Consider the following 18629-nt stretch of genomic DNA (forward strand, 5'->3'; position numbering starts at 1 on the left):
GGGGCTTAAAACTGGGTACCATCAGGTTGGCAGATTGACCACAATAGAAAGATATGTTCCATCCGGGCTTTCCGCCCGGATTTTTCCTTTGTGGGACAGTACAATGCTTTTGGCAATGGACAGCCCCAGGCCATAGCCGCCGGTCTGGCTGTTGCGGGACTGGTCGGTGCGGTAAAAGCGGTCAAACAGATGGGCCAGCTGCTCCCGCGCTATTGGCTGCTGGGTGGTGTTGGATACCGTCAGCAGCAGCGTGCGGCCCTGCTTTTCCAGCTTCAGGGCCAGCTGTCCCCCGTCAGGGGAGTATTTCAGCGCGTTGTCCAGCAAAATGGAGATCAGTTGACGGATGGCCTTTTCATCCCCGGTGCAGGAGAGCATGGGCTGGACGGTAACGGTAAGCTCCTTGTCCTGACTCTGGGCGGGGGCGGCAAAGGACTGGGCCATCTCCTCGGCCACGTCGGAGAGGGGAAACTCGATGCGCTGTAATTTGGGCTGCTCCTCCTCCATGCGGGAGAGGTAGATGAGGTCGTGGGTCAGATCGGTCAGCCGCTGGGCCTGGTGGCGGATATCGGTCAGCCACTGATTTTCCCCGCACTCCATCTCCGCCAGGTCCGCGTCGGCGCTGATGATGGTCATGGGGGTTTTCAGCTCATGGCCGGCGTCGGTGATGAACCGCTTTTGCTTTTCATAGCTCTCCGCCACCGGGCGCACGATGCGCTTGGACAGGATGAGCAGCAGCGCCAGCACCGCCCCCAGCCCCAGAAGAGCCAGAGACACGCTGGCGATCAGGGTGGTGCGGAAGGAGGACAGGCTCCGGCCGCAGTCCAGGAAGATGACCCGGCTATTTGTGTCCTCCTGGCAGAGGAGATAGCGGTAGTTGCCCCAAAAACCGGCTCGTTTCCCCGAGGCGGCCACGCTCTGGGCATAGACGGCGGCCTCCTCCCCGTCCACAGCGGCAATCTGACCGGTATCGGTTTCCAGCACCTGGCCATCCTCCCCCAGCAGGACGGAGAAGAAGCGGGACTCATAGGGGGTCTCCGGGGACAGGCCCCGCTGATCGAAGGGGTTCTTTTTACCACCCGGACCCCCGGCAGGGGAGAAGCCGTCCTCCGGCTTTTCTTCGGGACCGGCATGGACTCTGGGGAAAACGCCGTCGTTGGCCTCCAGCAGCGCCAGAACCTCATCGGCGTCGGCCACTACCTTCTGGTAGCTCATCAGGTTCACGCCCCCCAGAATGACCAGCAGCACAATGGCCAGGGAGAGCATACAGGCGGCAATCAGCTTGCGGCGCAGTCGTTTGATCATGTCCGCTCCTCCAAAGAGTAGCCTGCGTTGCGGGTGGCCTTGATTTGGATATCGGCCTGAAGGGCGGCCAGCTTTTTGCGCAGGTAGGAGATGTATACCCACACCACATTCAGTTCCACCTCGCTGTCATAGCCCCAGATCCGCTCCAGAAACCGCTCGCTGGAAATGAGCTGCCGGGGATTGCGCAGCAAAAGTTCCATCATCTGATATTCCTTGTTGGCCAGGCGGAAGCTGCCGGAAGGGGAGGAGAGCTCAAAGGTGGTCTGGTCCAGTGTGATGTTGCCAAAGCGGAGGCGGCTGCCCGTCTGGCTGCCGGTCTGGCTGCGGGTCATGGCCCGGATGCGGGCCATCAGCTCCGCGGTGGAAAACGGCTTGGTCAGATAGTCGTTGGCCCCGGTGTCCAGGCCGGTTACCTTGTCCTCCACCTCCGCCTTGGCGGTGAGCAGCAGCACGGGGATGGGGTTGCCCCGCTCCCGCAGGCGGCGCAGCACCTCCAGGCCGTCCAGTTTGGGCATCATAATGTCCAAAATGAGCCCGTCATAGTTCCCGGCCTCCAGATAGGCCAGAGCCTCCTCGCCGTCGTAAACCGCGTCGGCGGAGTAATTGTTCTTTTCCAACAGGGCCACCAAGGCCCGGGACAGGGAGCGCTCGTCCTCTGCCAGCAGAATACGCATCCAATCGCCCTTTCTTGTCTGTAATAAAGCCAGCATAACGCCGCCGCCTTAATTCTAATTGAAAGAATAACACCAAGGACATAAAATGTCAGCCTGAAAAAATTTTGTTTTTCTTTTTAAGTTCAGTTAGGGTTTGGTTTTTACACTTGCTTTACCATCCGTTCATCAAGGAGGCACGCAACTGTGAAAAATCAGATGATCTTCCAGCGTTATGAATTCAAATATCTGATGACCTGCCGCCAGCAGCAGGCCATTCTGAACGCTATGGAGCCCTACATGGTCCCCGATGGGTACAGCCACAGCTCCATCCGCAACCTCTATCTGGATACCCCCAGCTTTCAGCTCATCCGCCGGAGCCTGGAAAAGCCGGTTTACAAGGAAAAGATTCGGATACGCAGCTATGGCCGGGCGGAGGAAACCGATCCGGTGTTTGTGGAGCTGAAGAAAAAATACCGCTCCGTGGTCTATAAGCGCCGTATCTCCATGCCGCAGAATCAGGCGCTGGACTGCGTGGCGGGCGAGGCCTGCTGGCCGGACAGCCAGATCGGCAGGGAACTGGCCTATGCGGCGGATTTTTATGCCCCTCTGTGCCCCGCCGTGTTCCTCTCCTACGAGCGGGACGCCTTTCGGGGGGTGGAGGACCCGGAGTTCCGGGTCACCTTTGACGGGGAGATCCGGTACCGGCAGCAGGATCTGACCCTGGCCTGTGACCCCTGGGGCACCTCCATCCTGCCTGCCGGATATGTACTGATGGAGCTCAAGGCAGCGGGCTCCATCCCCCTTTGGATGGTGCGGACCCTGTCGGAACAGGGAATATTTCAAACCTCTTTCTCCAAATATGGAACGGCCTATCGGGATATGCTGCTGGCCAATGAGAAAGGGGGGCGCAAATATGCTTGAGACCATATTCCGGGGGATATTTGACACCGCCCTCACCGATACCATCGCCCCGGGGGATTTTCTGCTGTGCGTGGGGGTGGCCTTGGTCCTGGGACCGCTGCTGTGCGCCATGACCTTATGGCACTCTCATTACAGCCGGAGTCTGGCCGTCACCCTGGCCATTCTGCCCGCAGTGGTGTGTGTGGTCATTATGATGGTCAACGGAAATGTGGGTACCGGCGTGGCGGTGGCGGGCGCCTTCAATCTGGTGCGCTTCCGCTCGGCCCCCGGCTCCGCCCGGGAGATCGGGGCCATTTTTGTGGCTATGGGCGCGGGCCTGATCGTGGGAATGGGCTATCTGGGCTACGGCGTCCTGTTTACGCTGGTTCTGGGCGGGGCCACGCTGCTCTACAATGCCCTGAGCCTGCGCATCAAGGGGGGAGACGCCCTTGCCCGGACGCTGCACATCACCATTCCCGAGGATCTGGACTATGCGGGGGTGTTTGATCCCATTCTGGCCCAGTATGCCCGCCAATACACCCTTACCCAGGTAAAGACCACCAATATGGGCAGCCTCTTTAAGCTGACCTATGACCTGACCTTGAAAGCATCCGACCAGGAAAAAACGCTTATGGACCAGCTCCGCCTGCGCAATGGGAATCTGGAGATCTCTCTGTGCCATCAGGAGAATGGGGTCCCGAGCCTGTAAAGGAGGAGCACACGCAATGAAACGAAACCCATTGAGCATAGCCCTGTGCCTGCTGTGTATGTTGGCCTTCAGCGGCTGCGCCGGGGAGAGCGCCGGAGGAGGGGCTGCCTCCCCGGCCCAATCGGAATCGGGCGCAGCTCAGGAGAGCGCCGCCGCTATAGATACCAGCGGTCTGTTCAGCGACCGGGAGCTGGACGGCAGCTATGACGAGAGCGCCGCTATTGCCATTCAGCTCAACGGAGACTCGGCTGTCTGTGACAACAACGCCGTGTCGATCGACGGTACCCGCATCACCCTGACGGGCGAAGGGGTCTATCTCCTCTCCGGCACGCTGACCGACGGGCAGATTGTTGTGGACGCCGGGGAGAATGACAAGGTACAGCTGGTCCTGAACGGTGTGGACATGACCAGCGCGGACTCTGCCGCTATTTATGCCCTGGAAGCGGACAAAGTGTTCCTCACCCTGGCGGATGGGACGGAAAACACCCTTTCCAACGGCGGGGAATATATAGCCATAGATGAAAACAACATCGACGCCGTGGTTTTTGCCAAAACCGACCTGACCCTTAACGGTACCGGCAGCCTGACCCTCAACGCCGCCGCCGGACATGGGGTAGTGTCCAAGGATGATCTGGTCATCACCCAGGGCAGCTACACCGTCACTGCCGCCAGCCACGGCCTGTCTGGTAAGGACAGCGTGTCCATTGCCGGGGGCAGCTTTGCCATTACCGCAGGCAAGGACGGTATTCACGCGGAAAACGCGGACGATCTCTCCCTGGGCAGCCTCTACATTGAAAGCGGCAGCTTTACCATCGCCGCCCAGGGGGACGCCGTCAGCGCCAGCGGGGCGGCGGAAATTGACGGCGGAACCTTTGAGCTGACCACGGGCAAGGGAAGCGCCAGCGTGACCATGTCCAGCAGCGACGCCGCAGGACCCGGCCGGCCGGGCGAGCAGGTATTCCAGGAGGAAACTGCCGCTGCTGAGGAGGACACCGTCAGCCAGAAGGGCATCAAGGCGGAAGGGGGTCTCACCATCGGCGGCGGCACCTTTACGCTGGATACGGTGGACGACGGCCTTCACACCGGCGGGGAACTGCTCATTACCGACGGAGCCTTTACCTTAAGCAGCGGGGACGACGCCATCCACGCCGACGGCGCGCTCACCATTCAGAACGGCTCCTTTACCATTCCCTACTGCTATGAGGGTATCGAGGGCTTGTCCATTACCGTGGAGGGCGGCACGTTTAATATCACCTCTCACGACGACGGCCTGAACGCCGCCGGGGGCGCGGACAGCTCCGGCTTTGGCGGGAGAAGCCCGGACCAGTTCTCCGCCGACGGCTCCGACAGTTTTATTACCATCAATGGGGGGAGCTTTACCATTGTATCCACAGGGGATTGTGTGGACTCCAATGGTGACCTGACCATCAACGGCGGTACCCTGGACCTCACCTGCAATGGCAGCGGCAACACTGCCCTAGACGCCGATGGGACCTATGCCAACAACGGCGGCGAGGTTACCACCAACGATGGCTCGGAAAACAATCCCGGCCAGATGGGCGGCGGCAAGGGGGGCTTCCCGGCGGGGGGAGAACGCCCCGACAGACAGCCGGCCGCCCCGTCGGCAACCGACGGGTAAGGGGAAAAGCCCGGCAAAAGGCTGTGGGTAAACTGAAAACGGCTGGGCTGATTTGAGAAAGCTGATTTCTTGTAATGCATATCAATAAAACATGGGCTGAGGATATCATTCCTCAGCCCATGTTTTATCTTTGTCAACCAGTCCTCTGCTTGAAACAAGGTCCGATGGTTCATCATGATCGTTGGAACGATGTGCGGTATACCCAGAGTGTCCCTGTGGTTAACGGAACTTGTCGCCATTTACTCTCTCCAAAAAATAATTTCTGGGTGTAATCCCCATGGTATCTTTGAATGCCTTGGAAAAATGCTGTTGGCTGGAAAAGCCAAATTCCGTGGCGATTTCTGCCATGGGGGCACTGGGATTGCTGCATTTATAATCAATGGACTTGCTGATGCGGATGAATGTTATATAGCTTGAGATGCTCAGATCCAGGTATTTTTGAAATAGTTTTGTCAAATAGCGTGGGGAAACACCCACATACTTTGCAATTTGTCCCACCACCAGCTTTTCCGAACAGTGCTGGTTAATATATAAAATGGCGTCCATCAGATAGCTGTTTTCGTACAAATCCGAGTTTGCCTTACATTGTGCCAGAAGATCACGGCTCAGCAACAGGAGCAGCTGCTCACAATACAGCAGCATGAGGCGGTCACTGTTTTGGCCGGGGAAATGAAATTCATCAAAAATACATTCCAGACAGGCCCGGAGCTGGGCAGAGCAGGTTGCCTGAAAAAAGGGCCGCCGGTTGAGCATTAACTCCATCAGAAAAGGCTGCTCTCCATCCGGGCGCTGCCGTTCATAAAGGGAAGAAGCTGATTTCATGTGAAAATGGATATGCAGGGCCTGAGCGGATGTATCATCGGGAGCGGCGGTATCATGGGGAACATTGGGAAAAACGACAATGTACTGTCCGGGTCTTAAAATGTGCTCACTGCCCTGAATGGCAAAGGAGATGGTTCCGCTTTTACAAAGGAGCAGCTCCACAGAGCGGTGAAAGTGGGTATCAAAGCGGTAATGGGGTGGAAATTGTTGTGCAATGGCGTTGTTTAAAACAATCGCCTGGGTCAGATTGCTGTCCACAAGCAAAACATCTCCTGTCCAAAAACGGTATATGACCGGCAGCGGCCTTTTTCCGGGTGTGGAGTGGGAATCAAAGGTATGTTGACGTTGGAGCAAAAAAATATAAAAAATACCGTTTTTATCTTAGCTTTTTCCTGACAAAGATGCAAGTGCTATTCGCAAATATCATAAGATTGCTGTGGGGGAAGACCTGTAATTTGTTGAATCAGATGTCTCAGAATGGATTGGTAGTCCCATACAGAAATGTACCATATGTAAAGCAGCCCAACATTTAAAATGTTTTGGGCAAAATATACAAAATATCGCGTCAAATTTTTGCGGATAGTTAGAAAAAATGTCTGAATGCAAAATTATATAAAAACCTTTTGTTTTGTTCAGAATTGAATAAGAAATATAATGGAAATAGATTTATACTTAATTTTAACAAAAAATGCTGTTTCATTGCAGTTTTGCACCCCAAAGCCAGTGGCTGCATGACAACAGGAGCATGAGGTGACTTATGGGCAAGCCCCACAAAAAGAAAAAAACAGCACATTCCCATCAGCACCCATACCCAAAACGCAACCCCCGCGCAGCCATGCGATGGGGGCTTATTGGTGTGATTGGGCTGACAATTTGTGCGATTGCGTTTCTATTTCTGTTCAAAAAAACGGTTCCATCCGCTGTCTCACTGAAAATCGGTGGACAAACCGTCCCCACAGATGTGTTTTGCCTGGTGATGCAGCAAAACCGCTCTGATGTTGTCTCCATGTACACAAGCCAGGGGCTTTCTACCGCCCAGGCCTCATTCTGGCGTACAGAAGTGGATGGAAAAACCCCTGCCCGGGCGCTTTTGGAACAGACGATGCAGGAGTTGCAGGAATTGGCCGCCGCCTACCAACTGGCCCAATCGTGCGGCTTTGGCCTGGATGGCGGCCTGGGCGGCGTGACGGAGCGCATGGAAGCGGAGAATGCCCAGCGCAGCGCCAAACTGGAGGCAGGAGAGCATATCTATGGGCTGCAATCATATACCCTGCAGACCTATCTCTCCTATGAAACGGATTGGATCGCTTCGCAATACTGCTCCGATGCAGCCTGTCCCGGTATGGATATCAGTCAATCCCAATTGTATGAGTATTATCAGGCGCATCTCGACCAGTATCAGAAATACGACGATGTATCGTTTACTTATCTGAAAGTGGATCTGAACCAGGTGGACGACAGCCAGAAGCAGACGATTCAGACACAGGCGGCCCAGCTGGCCCAGGAAATCGGTCAAGGAGAGGACTTGCAGCAGCAGGCGGCGGCCTACAGCGCCCTCACCCCCTATCTGACCCATGTGGATATCCTCTCAGATCAGGTGGCTTCCTATAGCCAGGCGATTGGGGATGTAATGGAGTTGGGATGGGACCTTCAGCCGGGAGAAGACACCGGTCTGATCGAACTCAATGGTTATTTGTTTCTCATCCAGTGTACCGACCGTGTGGAATATGACTATCAGTCCTTTGAACAGGTCCAGAGCGTGATATTGAGTCAGATGCGGAAAGAAAGCTATGAAACTTTGCTTCAACAGACCGCCGGCTCGCTTACCGTAGAGGCGGATCTGTCCGAACTTGAAACATTTATCGTGCAAGAGATGGAGGGGATGCATGAAAAATAACGGATCAACCACTTTACGAATGAAACGGGGGAAAGAAGCAATGAAAAAACGATGGTTAACTGTATGGATCCTTCTGATTGGGATGGCAGCCACGGTAGGCGCGCTGTCTTGGCTTCCCATTCAGGCCAGCGCCGCGGGCGGCGGGGGAACTGCCTATTACTTCAGTACGCTCCATGGCGATAACAACAACAGCGGAACAAGCCAGGAGCAGGCGTGGGCATCGCTGAATATGCTGGAAGAAAAGAATATTACGCTTCAAGCAGGCGATAAAGTGTATCTGGAGCGGGGATCTATTTTCAACAATGAATTTCTCCATCTGCGCCAGGTCAAGGGTACCCCGGATGCGCCGATCGTAATCGACGCTTACGGCGACACTGGCGCGGGCCTGCCTGTAATCAACACCAACGGGCAGGGTATCTGGTATCAGGACTACGGCACGGCACTGGACAATGCCAAGCATGTCTACCGGGGCTATGTGTCCTCGTCCATTTTGCTGTACGACTGCGAGTACATCGAGATCAACAACATTGCCATGACCAACCGCAACCTGGATATCGATGTTTCGTACAACAGCCGCAGTATGATGAACCGCACCGGCGTGGCGGTGGTGGCCCAGAACGGCGGCACGCTGGACCACATCTACCTGAAGGGCCTGGACATCCAGGACGTAGAGGGCAATGTACAGGACAAGCACATGAACAACGGCGGCATCTACTTTACCGTCTTTAAGCCCCAAAGCGAGTCGTCCACCGGCATTGCCCGTTACAACGATGTTCTCATTGAAGACTGCTACCTGAAAAGCGTCAACCGCTGGGGCATTGCCATGGCCTATACGGCGTACCATGCGAAATTTCCCGACTCCACCATCTCCAATGAAGCAGCCCAGACCTACGGCATGACCAACGTGGTCATTCGCAACAACTACCTGGAGGATGTGGGCGGAGACGCCATCACCACGATGTACTGCTACCGGCCCATTGTGGAGTATAACGTGGCAAACGGCGCGGCCAGCCAGATCAATGCTCAAGACTACAAGGGCGAGGGCACCAGTGGAGACAAGCCTTTCGGATGCGTGGCGGCCAGTGTCTGGCCCTGGAAGTGCAAAGACGCGGTGTTCCAGTACAACGAGGTCTATAATACCCACAACGATGGCGGCTGGAACGGCGACGGACAGGCCTGGGATGCCGACTGGGGCGACGGGACTGTCTATCAGTACAACTACAGCCATGATAACGAGGGCGGCTGCTTCATGATCTGCCTTCAGCACGCCTACAACAGCGTCTTCCGCTACAATATCAGCCAGAACGACAGCACCGGCATTATCGTAGCGGCCACCAGCCCCAACGCCAACATCTACAACAACACCTTCTATATCAAGGAAAACGTACCCTTTGTGTACACCAACTCCGGCAACTACGGCGCGCTGGATGTCAAGAACAACATCATCTATTATGCCGGCAGCACGCCCCGGAATGAAGACTGGCGCACCGGGACCTGCGGCTATGCAAACAACATCTTTGTAAACTACAACAATGTGCCCGCCGGTACAAATAACATCCAGATGAGCGCGGCAGAGGGAGCATCCCTGATGGTCGATCCCGGAAAGGGTGGGACCGGCAACGCCCAGGGGAACGCGCTGAATACGCTGGATGGATACAAGCTGCAAGATGGCTCCCGCGCCATCAATGCAGGCACAATGGTTCAAACGCCTGCGTTCCTCTTTGAGATGACCAGTCAGGGCGTGCATGCAGACCAGGATTTCTTTGGCAATCCAATTGGTCTAAAGCCGGACATTGGCGCCTTTGAAAGCGACCTTGCCAACGAGGGCAGCGAGCTGCTTTTGGTCTCCAGCGTGTATCAGATCGTGGAGCAGGATAGCGGCAATTCTGTAAACGGGATTCCAAAGAATACTACGGTAAAGCAGTTTTTGACAAAGGTTCAGTATACCAGCACAGCCACCGTACAGGTAACGCGCCAGGGCGCACCGGTGGAAAACGCACAAATCATTCAAAGCGGCGATATTTTGACCCTGTCGCTTGCAGATACCCAGAAGCAGTATACCCTTTATCTGGAGCCGGAGTACTATGAGCGCACAGACTGGACGGCTACCGCCGGAAGCGCCCAAAGCGGCGAAGGGGCGGAAAAAGTGCTGGACGGCAAATTGGACACCCTGTGGCACAGCGACTGGGACGGCTGCAAACAAGAGGATGCATGGATTTCTATTGATATGAAGCAAATCCAAACCGTGTCTGCGCTCCAGTATGTTCCCCGTCAGTCTCAGGTGAACGGTCTGATTTTGGATTATAAGATTGAATTCAGCAAGAATGGCTCTGATTGGAGTACCATTCCTTCCGTTACAGGCATGTGGGCCAAAGACAACACCACAAAGATGGTGACATTTTCTCCCGTACAGGCGCGATATGTCAGATTGACTGGTGTAACGACTGCCAGCGACGGGGCACTCACATTTATATCCGCCGCCGAGATTTACCTGGGCCGGATAATAGGGCAATAAAGGAGGGTGGCATTGATGATCAAACGGCGTCTATGCTCGTTGGCAGTGTGTGCAGCGGTTTTGTTCAGCGTTGTATTTCCTCCGATAACAGCGCGTGCCGAAGGAGATGTTCTGCCACAGGCAACGGGAAATACGTACTATGTCAGTACCTTGGATGGAAATGACCGCAACAGCGGCAGAAGCGAAGCGGAGGCTCTGTATAGCCTGGCCGCATTGAGCAAAATCAACCTTCAACCTGGAGACCGGGTGCTCTTGGAGCGGGGTTCCAATTTTTACAATGAATTTCTGCACCTGCGCCAGGTCAAGGGTACCCCGGATGCGCCGATCGTAATCGACGCTTACGGCGACACTGGCGCGGGCCTGCCTGTAATCAACACCAACGGGCAGGGTATCTGGTATCAGGACTACGGCACGGCACTGGACAATGCCAAGCATGTCTACCGGGGCTATGTGTCCTCGTCCATTTTGCTGTACGACTGCGAGTACATCGAGATCAACAACATTGCCATGACCAACCGCAACCTGGATATCGATGTTTCGTACAACAGCCGCAGTATGATGAACCGCACCGGCGTGGCGGTGGTGGCCCAGAACGGCGGCACGCTGGACCACATCTACCTGAAGGGCCTGGACATCCAGGACGTAGAGGGCAATGTACAGGACAAGCACATGAACAACGGCGGCATCTACTTTACCGTCTTTAAGCCCCAAAGCGAGTCGTCCACCGGCATTGCCCGTTACAACGATGTTCTCATTGAAGACTGCTACCTGAAAAGCGTCAACCGCTGGGGCATTGCCATGGCCTATACGGCGTACCATGCGAAATTTCCCGACTCCACTATCTCCAATGAAGCAGCCCAGACCTATGGCATGACCAACGTGGTCATTCGCAACAACTACCTGGAGGATGTGGGCGGAGATGCCATTACCACGATGTATTGCTACCGGCCCATTGTGGAGTATAACGTGGCAAACGGCGCGGCCAGCCAGATCAATGCCCGCGACTATAAGGGTGAGGGCACCAATGGAGACAAGCCTTTCGGATGTGTGGCGGCCAGTGTGTGGCCCTGGAAGTGCAAAGACGCGGTGTTCCAGTACAACGAGGTCTATAATACCCACAACGACGGCGGCTGGAACGGCGACGGACAGGCCTGGGATGCCGACTGGGGCGACGGGACCGTCTATCAGTACAACTACAGCCACGATAACGAGGGCGGCTGCTTCATGATCTGCCTTCAGCACGCCTACAACAGCGTCTTCCGCTACAATATCAGCCAGAACGACAGCACCGGCATTATCGTAGCGGCCACCAGCCCCAACGCCAACATCTACAACAACACCTTCTATATCAAGGAAAACGTACCCTTTGTGTACACCAACTCCGGCAACTACGGCGCGCTGGATGTCAAGAACAACATCATCTATTATGCCGGCAGCACGCCCCGGAATGAAGACTGGCGCACCGGGACCTGCGGCTATGCAAACAACATCTTTGTAAACTACAACAATGTGCCCGCCGGTACAAATAACATCCAGATGAGCGCGGCAGAGGGAGCATCCCTGATGGTCGATCCCGGAAAGGGCGGGACCGGCAACGCCCAGGGGAACGCGCTGAATACGCTGGACGGGTACAAGCTGCAAGACGGCTCCCGCGCCATTGGTGCGGGCACAAAGGTAGAGACCCCTGCATTCCTCTTTGAGATGGCCGGTCAGGGCGTATATGCAGACCAGGATTTCTTCGGCAATTCCATCCAGGGGGTCACGCCGGACGTGGGCGCCCATCAGTACACCAAGTTGACAGGGCTTGGTTCTGACAAATATCAGATCCAGAATTTTACCATCTCTAACGTAAATGGAGATACGGCTGAAACTGTCCTGAACAATCTGATTGTTCCTGGAGGGTGGTCCTTGACGCTGACGGATGCAGCAGGCCAGCCTCTGACAGGGAGCACAAAGGTACCGGGCGGCAGCAAAGTGATTGTTGGAAAAGGTGATGGCAGCCAAGAGGTATACACGGTCGCCATGAACACACAGGCGGACATTTTGTTCTCTCCCTTTGAGCGGCAAAGCGGCAGTATTCACGTGCCCGATCTGGCCCAGGTCAAGCACCTCCTGGATGCCCTGGAGCTGAGCTGGGGCGCTTCTGCAAAGGTGATGTACAATGGTGTGGAGCAGGACCGGAACGTGGTTCTTACGTCGGGTATGACCCTTCAGATTACGGCGGAAGATGCGGCAACCCAGAATACGCTTTCCATCCAGGTTGGCCCCTACTCGATTTTGGAGAACATTAAGACGGAAGATGGACAGCAGGGCGAGGTCTGGTTTGCCCAGCAGCGGATTTCTTCGCAGGAGGAGAATACAGCCTATATAGATCTGACCAGCTGGCGCGCTGACTGGAAGGGCTGGGAAGGCCTTTCCAGCAACCAGTGGGCCTTTATAGGGGCAAACAGCGGCGGTAATCCTACCAATATTAAGATCGTGGATGAAATAAGCAGCCGGAACGGGTTTGGCCATGCGCTGGGCTTCCGCGCTCCCCGTGATGGAGTGATCTCCATCACGGGGCTGGATGCCATCGTCAACAGCGGGGCGGGAAACACCGGGACGATCTGGGCCTCGCTGACCAAAAACGGCAAACCTCTGGTGGCCCAACAGCAGGTCAGCGGCGGCAGCGGTCCTGTCAACTTCAACCAAGACAATATACAGGTTGCAGCAGGGGACATGATCCGCTTTGAAGTACAAAACAAGGGTGGAACAATAGCAAGCGCCGATATCCTGGCCCCTATGGTTGTTACCTATACAAGTGTGAGCGACAATCCCACCCTCTATACGGTCAGCTATCAGCTGACCAATCTGACCGCAGATGGTCAGCCCAGCTCGGCAACGGAAAATCAGCCCCTACAGGTTACGTTGACTCCGGCCGATCAGTATAGCCTGCCAGAGCAAATCCAGGTCACAATGGGAGGCGTTGTCCTGACCAGCGGGCAAGAATATACCTACGATAAATCCAGCGGGACCATCAGCCTTGCGGCGGTTACCGGCGACGTGGTAATTACCGCCGATGGCGTGGCACAGACAAACGCCCCTGTCATTACCACCACCACATTGAAAGATGGCAAGCAAAACGAAGCCTATTTCGATCAGCTGACAGCAACCAGCGATACCCCTGTCAGCTGGAGCATCACCTCCGGCAGCCTGCCTGCCGGCTTGGCGCTGGACGGAGCAAGCGGCGTCATCAGCGGTACGCCTGCCGTTGCCGGTACGGCCACCTTTACGGTTACAGCAACCAACAGCACAGGCAGCGCCAGCAAGGAACTTTCTATCCTGATTGCTGCAAAGAGCGCGGAAAAGAGGATACTCTCCTTTGCAGTTCCCAATGGAACCAGCAGGATCATAGGGACACAAATCGAAGTGACGGTTCCGCACGGCACAGACATCACATCGCTGACGCCTGCCATTACGGTAAGTGAAGGAGCCAGTGTTTTCCCTGCAAGCGGTGTGGCGCAGAACTTCAGCGTTCCCGTTGTCTATACCGTGACAGCGGAGGACGGAAGCCAGCAGACCTATACCGTAACCGTTGCCGTTGCGGCAGAGGGAACCTATATCATCAGCGCTGACACTGTGGCGCACGGTACCATTTTGCTCGATAAGAGCAGCGCCGTGGAAGGGGAGCTTGTTCATGTGTCCCTGATTCCCGACACCGGCTATCAGGCGAAGGCCAACTCCCTCAAGGTCTATCAGATCGGCAACGATACAACCATCGTTCCTATTGTCAACGACAGCTTCTTCATGCCCGGCTACTCGGTTGTTGTTACAGCGGAATTTGAACCCAGCGCCCCTGCGTTTGTGGCAGTCACAAATATCACCGGCGTACCGTCTGCGGTGGAGGCGGGGAAAGCGCTGCCTCTGAGCGGCAATGTGGTACCCAGCAACGCAACCAACCGCCAGATTATCTGGAGCGTAAAGGAAGACGGCGGCACCGGTGCGGAGATTCGGAATGGCGTGCTGATGGCTGTCAATCCCGGTATGACGGTGATTACTGCAACCGTTGTAAACGGCGTGGCGCCCGGCGTAAACTACACCCAGGATTTTGCCATTATGGTAAATGCCCAGGCGGTTCAGCGCTATACCGTCACCTTTGTGAGCAACGGCGGCACGACGGTAGCCCCGCAGACGGTAGAGGAGAATGGCTTTGCCATGCAGCCTCCGGCCCCCATCCGCAACGGGTATCTCTTTACCGGCTGGTACCTGGATGCGGCGTGTACTTGGAGATTTGATTTCAACATGCCCATTGTAAGCAACCTGACGCTCTATGCGGGTTGGCAAGAAACCGGTGGCGGTGATTCCAGCGGCAGCGGCAGCAGCTCTGGTGGCTCCAGCAGCGGCAGCCAGACCGAGATCACAACCAACCCGGACGGTTCCACCACCACGACCGTAACAAAGCCGAATGGCGCCGTTACCGAAACCACCGTATATCAGGACGGCAGCAAGACGGTGGTGGAGACAAAGCCGGACGGCAGCTCTACCACGACCATTACCCGGTCCGACGGTGCCTCCTCTGTCAGCAAGGTGGATAAGAACGGCGCATGGGAGCTTGAGGTCAAGGTGCCGGAGCAGGCGGTGGACCGTGCGCAGGAGAAGGGGGAGAATGTAACCCTGCCTGTGCCTGATGTGCCCAACGCCGGCAACTGGGACAGCGCCCCCACCATTACGGTGCAGCTGCCTGACAGCGGCTCGGTAGCGGTGGAGATTCCTGTGGACGGGGCCACGTCCGGCACCGTAGCGGTGCTGGTCAAGGAGGACGGCACAGAGGAGGTCATCAAGACCTCCATCACCACAGAAAACGGGGTGGCGGTCACCCTGACCGATGGCCAGCGCGTAAAGATTGTGGACAACAGCAAGTACTTCTCCGATGTGCCGGACAGCCATTGGGGGGCGCAGGCGATAGACTTTGCTTCCAGCCGGGAACTGCTTGGAGGTACAGGTCCCAGCACCTTCTCGCCGGAGACGGCCATGACCCGTGGGATGATAGTCACGGTGCTGGCCCGCATGGAGGGCGTGGATACCTCCACCGGTTCTGCATGGTATGAGGCCGGACAGAAGTGGGCCATTGCGGAAGGGATATCCGACGGCACAAACATGGAGCAGGGCCTGACACGGGAGCAGCTGGCCCTGATGCTCTACCGCTATGCCAATACGCCCACTGTGAGCGGGAATCTCAACGGCTTTGCAGACGGAGATTCTGTCAGCAGCTGGGCCACCCAGGCCATGGTCTGGGCCATTCAGGAGGGGCTGATTTCCGGTGTGGGAAACAACACCCTGAATCCTCAGGGCCAGGCCAGCCGTGCTCAGGTAGCCACCATCCTGATGCGTTTCATAGAGGGCGGCGTACAATAACGAAATAGGGATACTCCCAACCAAAAAAGCCGGTGGGCGGACAACCATGGTTGTCCGCCCACCGGCAAAAATGTGAGTTCCGGCCGGTTGCTCTGGGAGGAGTACGATTGGATCTTCCTGTTGAATGCCAACAATGCAACAAGGGAAAAATAAGGGAAATTCTTGTGCGGAAAAAAGAAAAACCCTTGAAACCATTTGGTTTCAAGGGTTTACATGGTGGACGATACAGGACTTGAACCTGTGACCTCCCGCACGTCAAGCGGATGCTCTACCAGCTGAGCTAATCGTCCGAACAGCATGGACTATTATAGCGAAAACAAAGAGACTTGTCAACCGTTTTTTAAATTTTTCTTTTCATCGCCGGTCCGGCCTGCTATACTTCACTATATCATATCCTTGCGATTCAATCAGAAGCAAGGAAAAGGGGGAAGGATAATGGGAGGACGGGTGGTACTCATTACCGGCGGCAGCCGGGGGATCGGTGCGGCGGCGGCCCGGCGGTTTGCCGCCGGGGGAGACAAGGTGGTCATCAACTACTGCCATTCCAAAGCACAGGCGGAGGCCCTGGCGGTGGAGACCGGCGGTTGGGCGGTCCAGGCCGATGTGTCCGACTCCGGCCAGGCGGCAAAAATGGTTGACAATGTGTTGGAGAAATTTTGTCAACTTGACATTCTGATATGCAACGCCGGGATCGCGCAGCAAAAATTATTTGGCGATTTGACCGATGAGGATTGGCGGCGGATGTTTGCCGTCAACGTGGACGGTATGTTCTATACCATCCGGGCGGCCCTGCCCCATTTCATTCACCGAAAGGCGGGGCGGATTTTAACGCTGTCCTCCATGTGGGGACAGGTGGGCGGGTCCTGCGAGGTGGCCTATTCCGCCGCAAAGGCCGCTGTGATAGGCCTTACCAAGGCGCTGGCCAAGGAGGTTGGGCCCTCTGGCATCACGGTAAACTGTGTTTCACCGGGAGTCATTGACACCGAAATGAACGCCAACCTGAGCCCGGAGGATTTGGCCGCCCTGGCGGAGGAGACCCCCCTGGAGCGGATCGGACGGCCGGAGGATGTGGCCGAGACCCTGTGGTATCTGGCTTCCGATGCCGCCGGTTTTTTTACCGGACAGGTTTTGGCTCCCAACGGCGGACTGATTATCTGAATTTGTCCGCCTGTGTTCATAAATTGTTCATGATTCACACAATGGGCGCCTGTGCGCAGGCGCCCATTGTGCGTTTTTGAGGTTGACAATTTCGGGCGACACGCATATAATTGTCAACAACTTCGAAAAGGAGGAATATGAAATGAAAAAGTCTAGCATCCTGTCTCTTGCGCTGGCGGGTGCTCTCAGCTTCTCCATGCTGGCCGGCTGCGGCGGCAACGACCAGAACGGTTCCGCCAACACCCCTGCCGGCGGCAATGAGACCACCAGCGGCAACACCTCCGGCGGTTCCACCGAGGGCACCATCAAGATCGGCGGCATCGGCCCCCTGACCGGCTCCAACGCTGTGTACGGCCTGGCCACCAAGCAGGGCGCTGAGGTTGCCATCAATGAGATCAACGCTCTGGGCGGCCTGCAGTTCTCCCTGGACTTCCAGGACGACGAGGGCGACAGCGAGAAGGCCATCAACGCCTATGGCAAGCTGAAGGATGACGGCGCTCAGATCATCTACGGCTGCACCACCACCATCCCCTGCGTGGCTGTGGCCGCCGAGACCAACAGCGACCGCTACTTCCAGCTCACCCCCTCCGCCTCTTCCACTGACGTGACCAGCGGCCGGGACAACGTGTTCCAGGTGTGCTTCACCGACCCCAACCAGGGCATCACCGCCGCCAACTATATTAAGGACAACAACCTGGGCACCAAGATTGCCGTCATCTACAACAACGGCGACGCCTACTCCACCGGCATCTACAACGCCTTCCAGACCACCGCCGACGAGATCGGCCTGGAGATCGTCACTGTCCAGACCTTCCCCGACGACAGCAACACTGACTTCAACGTACAGCTGAACGCCGCCAAGGACGCCGGCGCCGACCTGGTGTTCATGCCCATCTACTACACCCCCGCTTCCCTGATCCTGAACCAGGCCAAGAGCATGGGCTATGAGCCCACCTTCTTCGGCTGCGACGGTATGGACGGTATCCTGGATCTGAAGGGCTTCGACACCACCCTGGCCGAGGGCCTGATGCTCATGACCCCCTTCAACGCCTGGGGCGAGGATGAGCGCACCGTGAATTTCGTCAGCGAGTATGAGACTGCTTACGGCGGTATTCCCAACCAGTTCGCCGCTGACGGCTACGACTGCATGTATGCCATCTACGAGGCCTGCACCGCCGCCGGTGTTACCGCCGACATGAGCGCCGAGGAGGTCTGCGAGGCCCTCATCGCCCAGTTCACCTCCGCTGACTTCAGCGTGGACGGCCTGACCGGTACCGGTATGACCTGGTCCACCAACGGCGAGGTCTCCAAGGCCCCTGTGGTGGTCAAGGTTGAGGGCGGCCAGTACGTCACTCAGTAATCAGGAAAAAGCGCATCGGAATACGACCGCTTGACAGGAACCCAGAAGCGGGTTGCCGGGGGGACCCGGCAGCCCGCTTTTCCCCGTATCATCCCATTTGGATGTATGGTGGAAACATGGGCGGCTCCGGAGAGGGCCTGTGTTTCTGCCATACATGGAACAGAGAAAAAAGTAGAGAGGTGAATGGTTTGAGCTTCCTCAACAATCTCATCACCGGAATCAGCCTGGGCAGCGTCTACGCCATCATCGCCCTGGGCTACACCATGGTATACGGCATCGC

General features: G+C 56.3%; 11 protein-coding genes, 1 tRNA gene and 1 pseudogene. 9 read left to right on the forward strand and 4 right to left on the reverse strand.

The features are described 5' to 3' along the window. Positions 1-21 precede the first annotated feature (21 nt). Complete coding sequence (locus tag Q0J75_RS08715) at positions 22-1302, reverse strand: sensor histidine kinase (protein ID WP_297199732.1); 1281 nt, start codon at positions 1300-1302, stop codon at positions 22-24. Continuing rightward, a complete protein-coding gene (locus tag Q0J75_RS08720; RefSeq protein ID WP_297199760.1) occupies positions 1299-1976 on the reverse strand; it encodes a response regulator transcription factor in 678 nt (225 codons plus the stop codon). The genes Q0J75_RS08715 and Q0J75_RS08720 overlap by 4 nt, the downstream gene beginning before the upstream one ends. Before the next feature lie 183 nt (positions 1977-2159). Between Q0J75_RS08720 and Q0J75_RS08725 the strand changes: the two genes are divergently transcribed. Genes Q0J75_RS08725 through Q0J75_RS08735 form a run of 3 tightly spaced genes read left to right on the forward strand, consistent with a single transcriptional unit; the run spans position 2160 to position 5203 of the window. Beyond that, a complete protein-coding gene (locus Q0J75_RS08725; RefSeq protein ID WP_297199735.1) occupies positions 2160-2876 on the forward strand; it encodes a polyphosphate polymerase domain-containing protein in 717 nt (238 codons plus the stop codon). Next, the gene (locus Q0J75_RS08730; RefSeq protein ID WP_297199738.1) at positions 2869-3564 is read left to right on the forward strand and encodes a DUF4956 domain-containing protein; all 696 of its coding nucleotides are present in this window, start codon (positions 2869-2871) and stop codon (positions 3562-3564) included. Before Q0J75_RS08725 ends, Q0J75_RS08730 begins: the two co-directional genes overlap by 8 nt. A gap of 16 nt (positions 3565-3580) precedes the next feature. Further along, positions 3581-5203, forward strand: coding sequence for a carbohydrate-binding domain-containing protein (locus tag Q0J75_RS08735; RefSeq protein ID WP_297199741.1), 1623 nt, complete (start codon positions 3581-3583; stop codon positions 5201-5203). Positions 5204-5422: 219 nt separating this feature from the next. Here the strand turns inward: Q0J75_RS08735 and Q0J75_RS08740 are convergent, their stop codons facing one another. After that, positions 5423-6283 carry an AraC family transcriptional regulator gene (locus tag Q0J75_RS08740; RefSeq protein ID WP_297199744.1) on the reverse strand — a complete coding sequence of 287 codons (861 nt, stop codon included), beginning with the start codon at positions 6281-6283 and terminating at the stop codon, positions 5423-5425. Positions 6284-6782: 499 nt separating this feature from the next. On the opposite strand from Q0J75_RS08740, the gene Q0J75_RS08745 reads away from it, so the two are divergent. The 3 genes from Q0J75_RS08745 (at position 6783) to Q0J75_RS08755 (ending at position 15831) form a co-directional block, all read left to right on the forward strand. After that, a complete protein-coding gene (locus tag Q0J75_RS08745; RefSeq protein ID WP_297199747.1) occupies positions 6783-7922 on the forward strand; it encodes a peptidylprolyl isomerase in 1140 nt (379 codons plus the stop codon). Between the two features lie 40 nt (positions 7923-7962). Then, positions 7963-10437 carry a discoidin domain-containing protein gene (locus Q0J75_RS08750; RefSeq protein ID WP_297199751.1) on the forward strand — a complete coding sequence of 825 codons (2475 nt, stop codon included), beginning with the start codon at positions 7963-7965 and terminating at the stop codon, positions 10435-10437. 252 nt (positions 10438-10689) lie between these two features. Then, positions 10690-15831 carry an S-layer homology domain-containing protein gene (locus Q0J75_RS08755; protein ID WP_297199754.1) on the forward strand — a complete coding sequence of 1714 codons (5142 nt, stop codon included), beginning with the start codon at positions 10690-10692 and terminating at the stop codon, positions 15829-15831. Between the two features lie 214 nt (positions 15832-16045). On the opposite strand, the gene Q0J75_RS08760 is transcribed toward Q0J75_RS08755, so the two are convergent. Further along, positions 16046-16121 (reverse strand) — tRNA-Val (locus Q0J75_RS08760). A gap of 142 nt (positions 16122-16263) precedes the next feature. Here Q0J75_RS08760 and fabG point away from each other — a divergent pair. The 3 genes and pseudogenes from fabG to Q0J75_RS08775 form a co-directional block, all read left to right on the forward strand. Continuing rightward, positions 16264-16989, forward strand: a complete 726-nt coding sequence (gene fabG, locus Q0J75_RS08765; RefSeq protein ID WP_297199764.1) for an elongation factor P 5-aminopentanone reductase — start codon at positions 16264-16266, stop codon at positions 16987-16989. Between the two features lie 142 nt (positions 16990-17131). Next, the gene (locus Q0J75_RS08770; RefSeq protein ID WP_297199757.1) at positions 17132-18349 is read left to right on the forward strand and encodes an ABC transporter substrate-binding protein; all 1218 of its coding nucleotides are present in this window, start codon (positions 17132-17134) and stop codon (positions 18347-18349) included. Positions 18350-18537: 188 nt separating this feature from the next. Further along, positions 18538-18629: pseudogene (locus Q0J75_RS08775) on the forward strand (branched-chain amino acid ABC transporter permease); the annotation flags it as partial.

The organism is uncultured Flavonifractor sp. (assembly GCF_944385615.1).
GTDB lineage: Bacteria > Bacillota > Clostridia > Oscillospirales > Oscillospiraceae > Flavonifractor.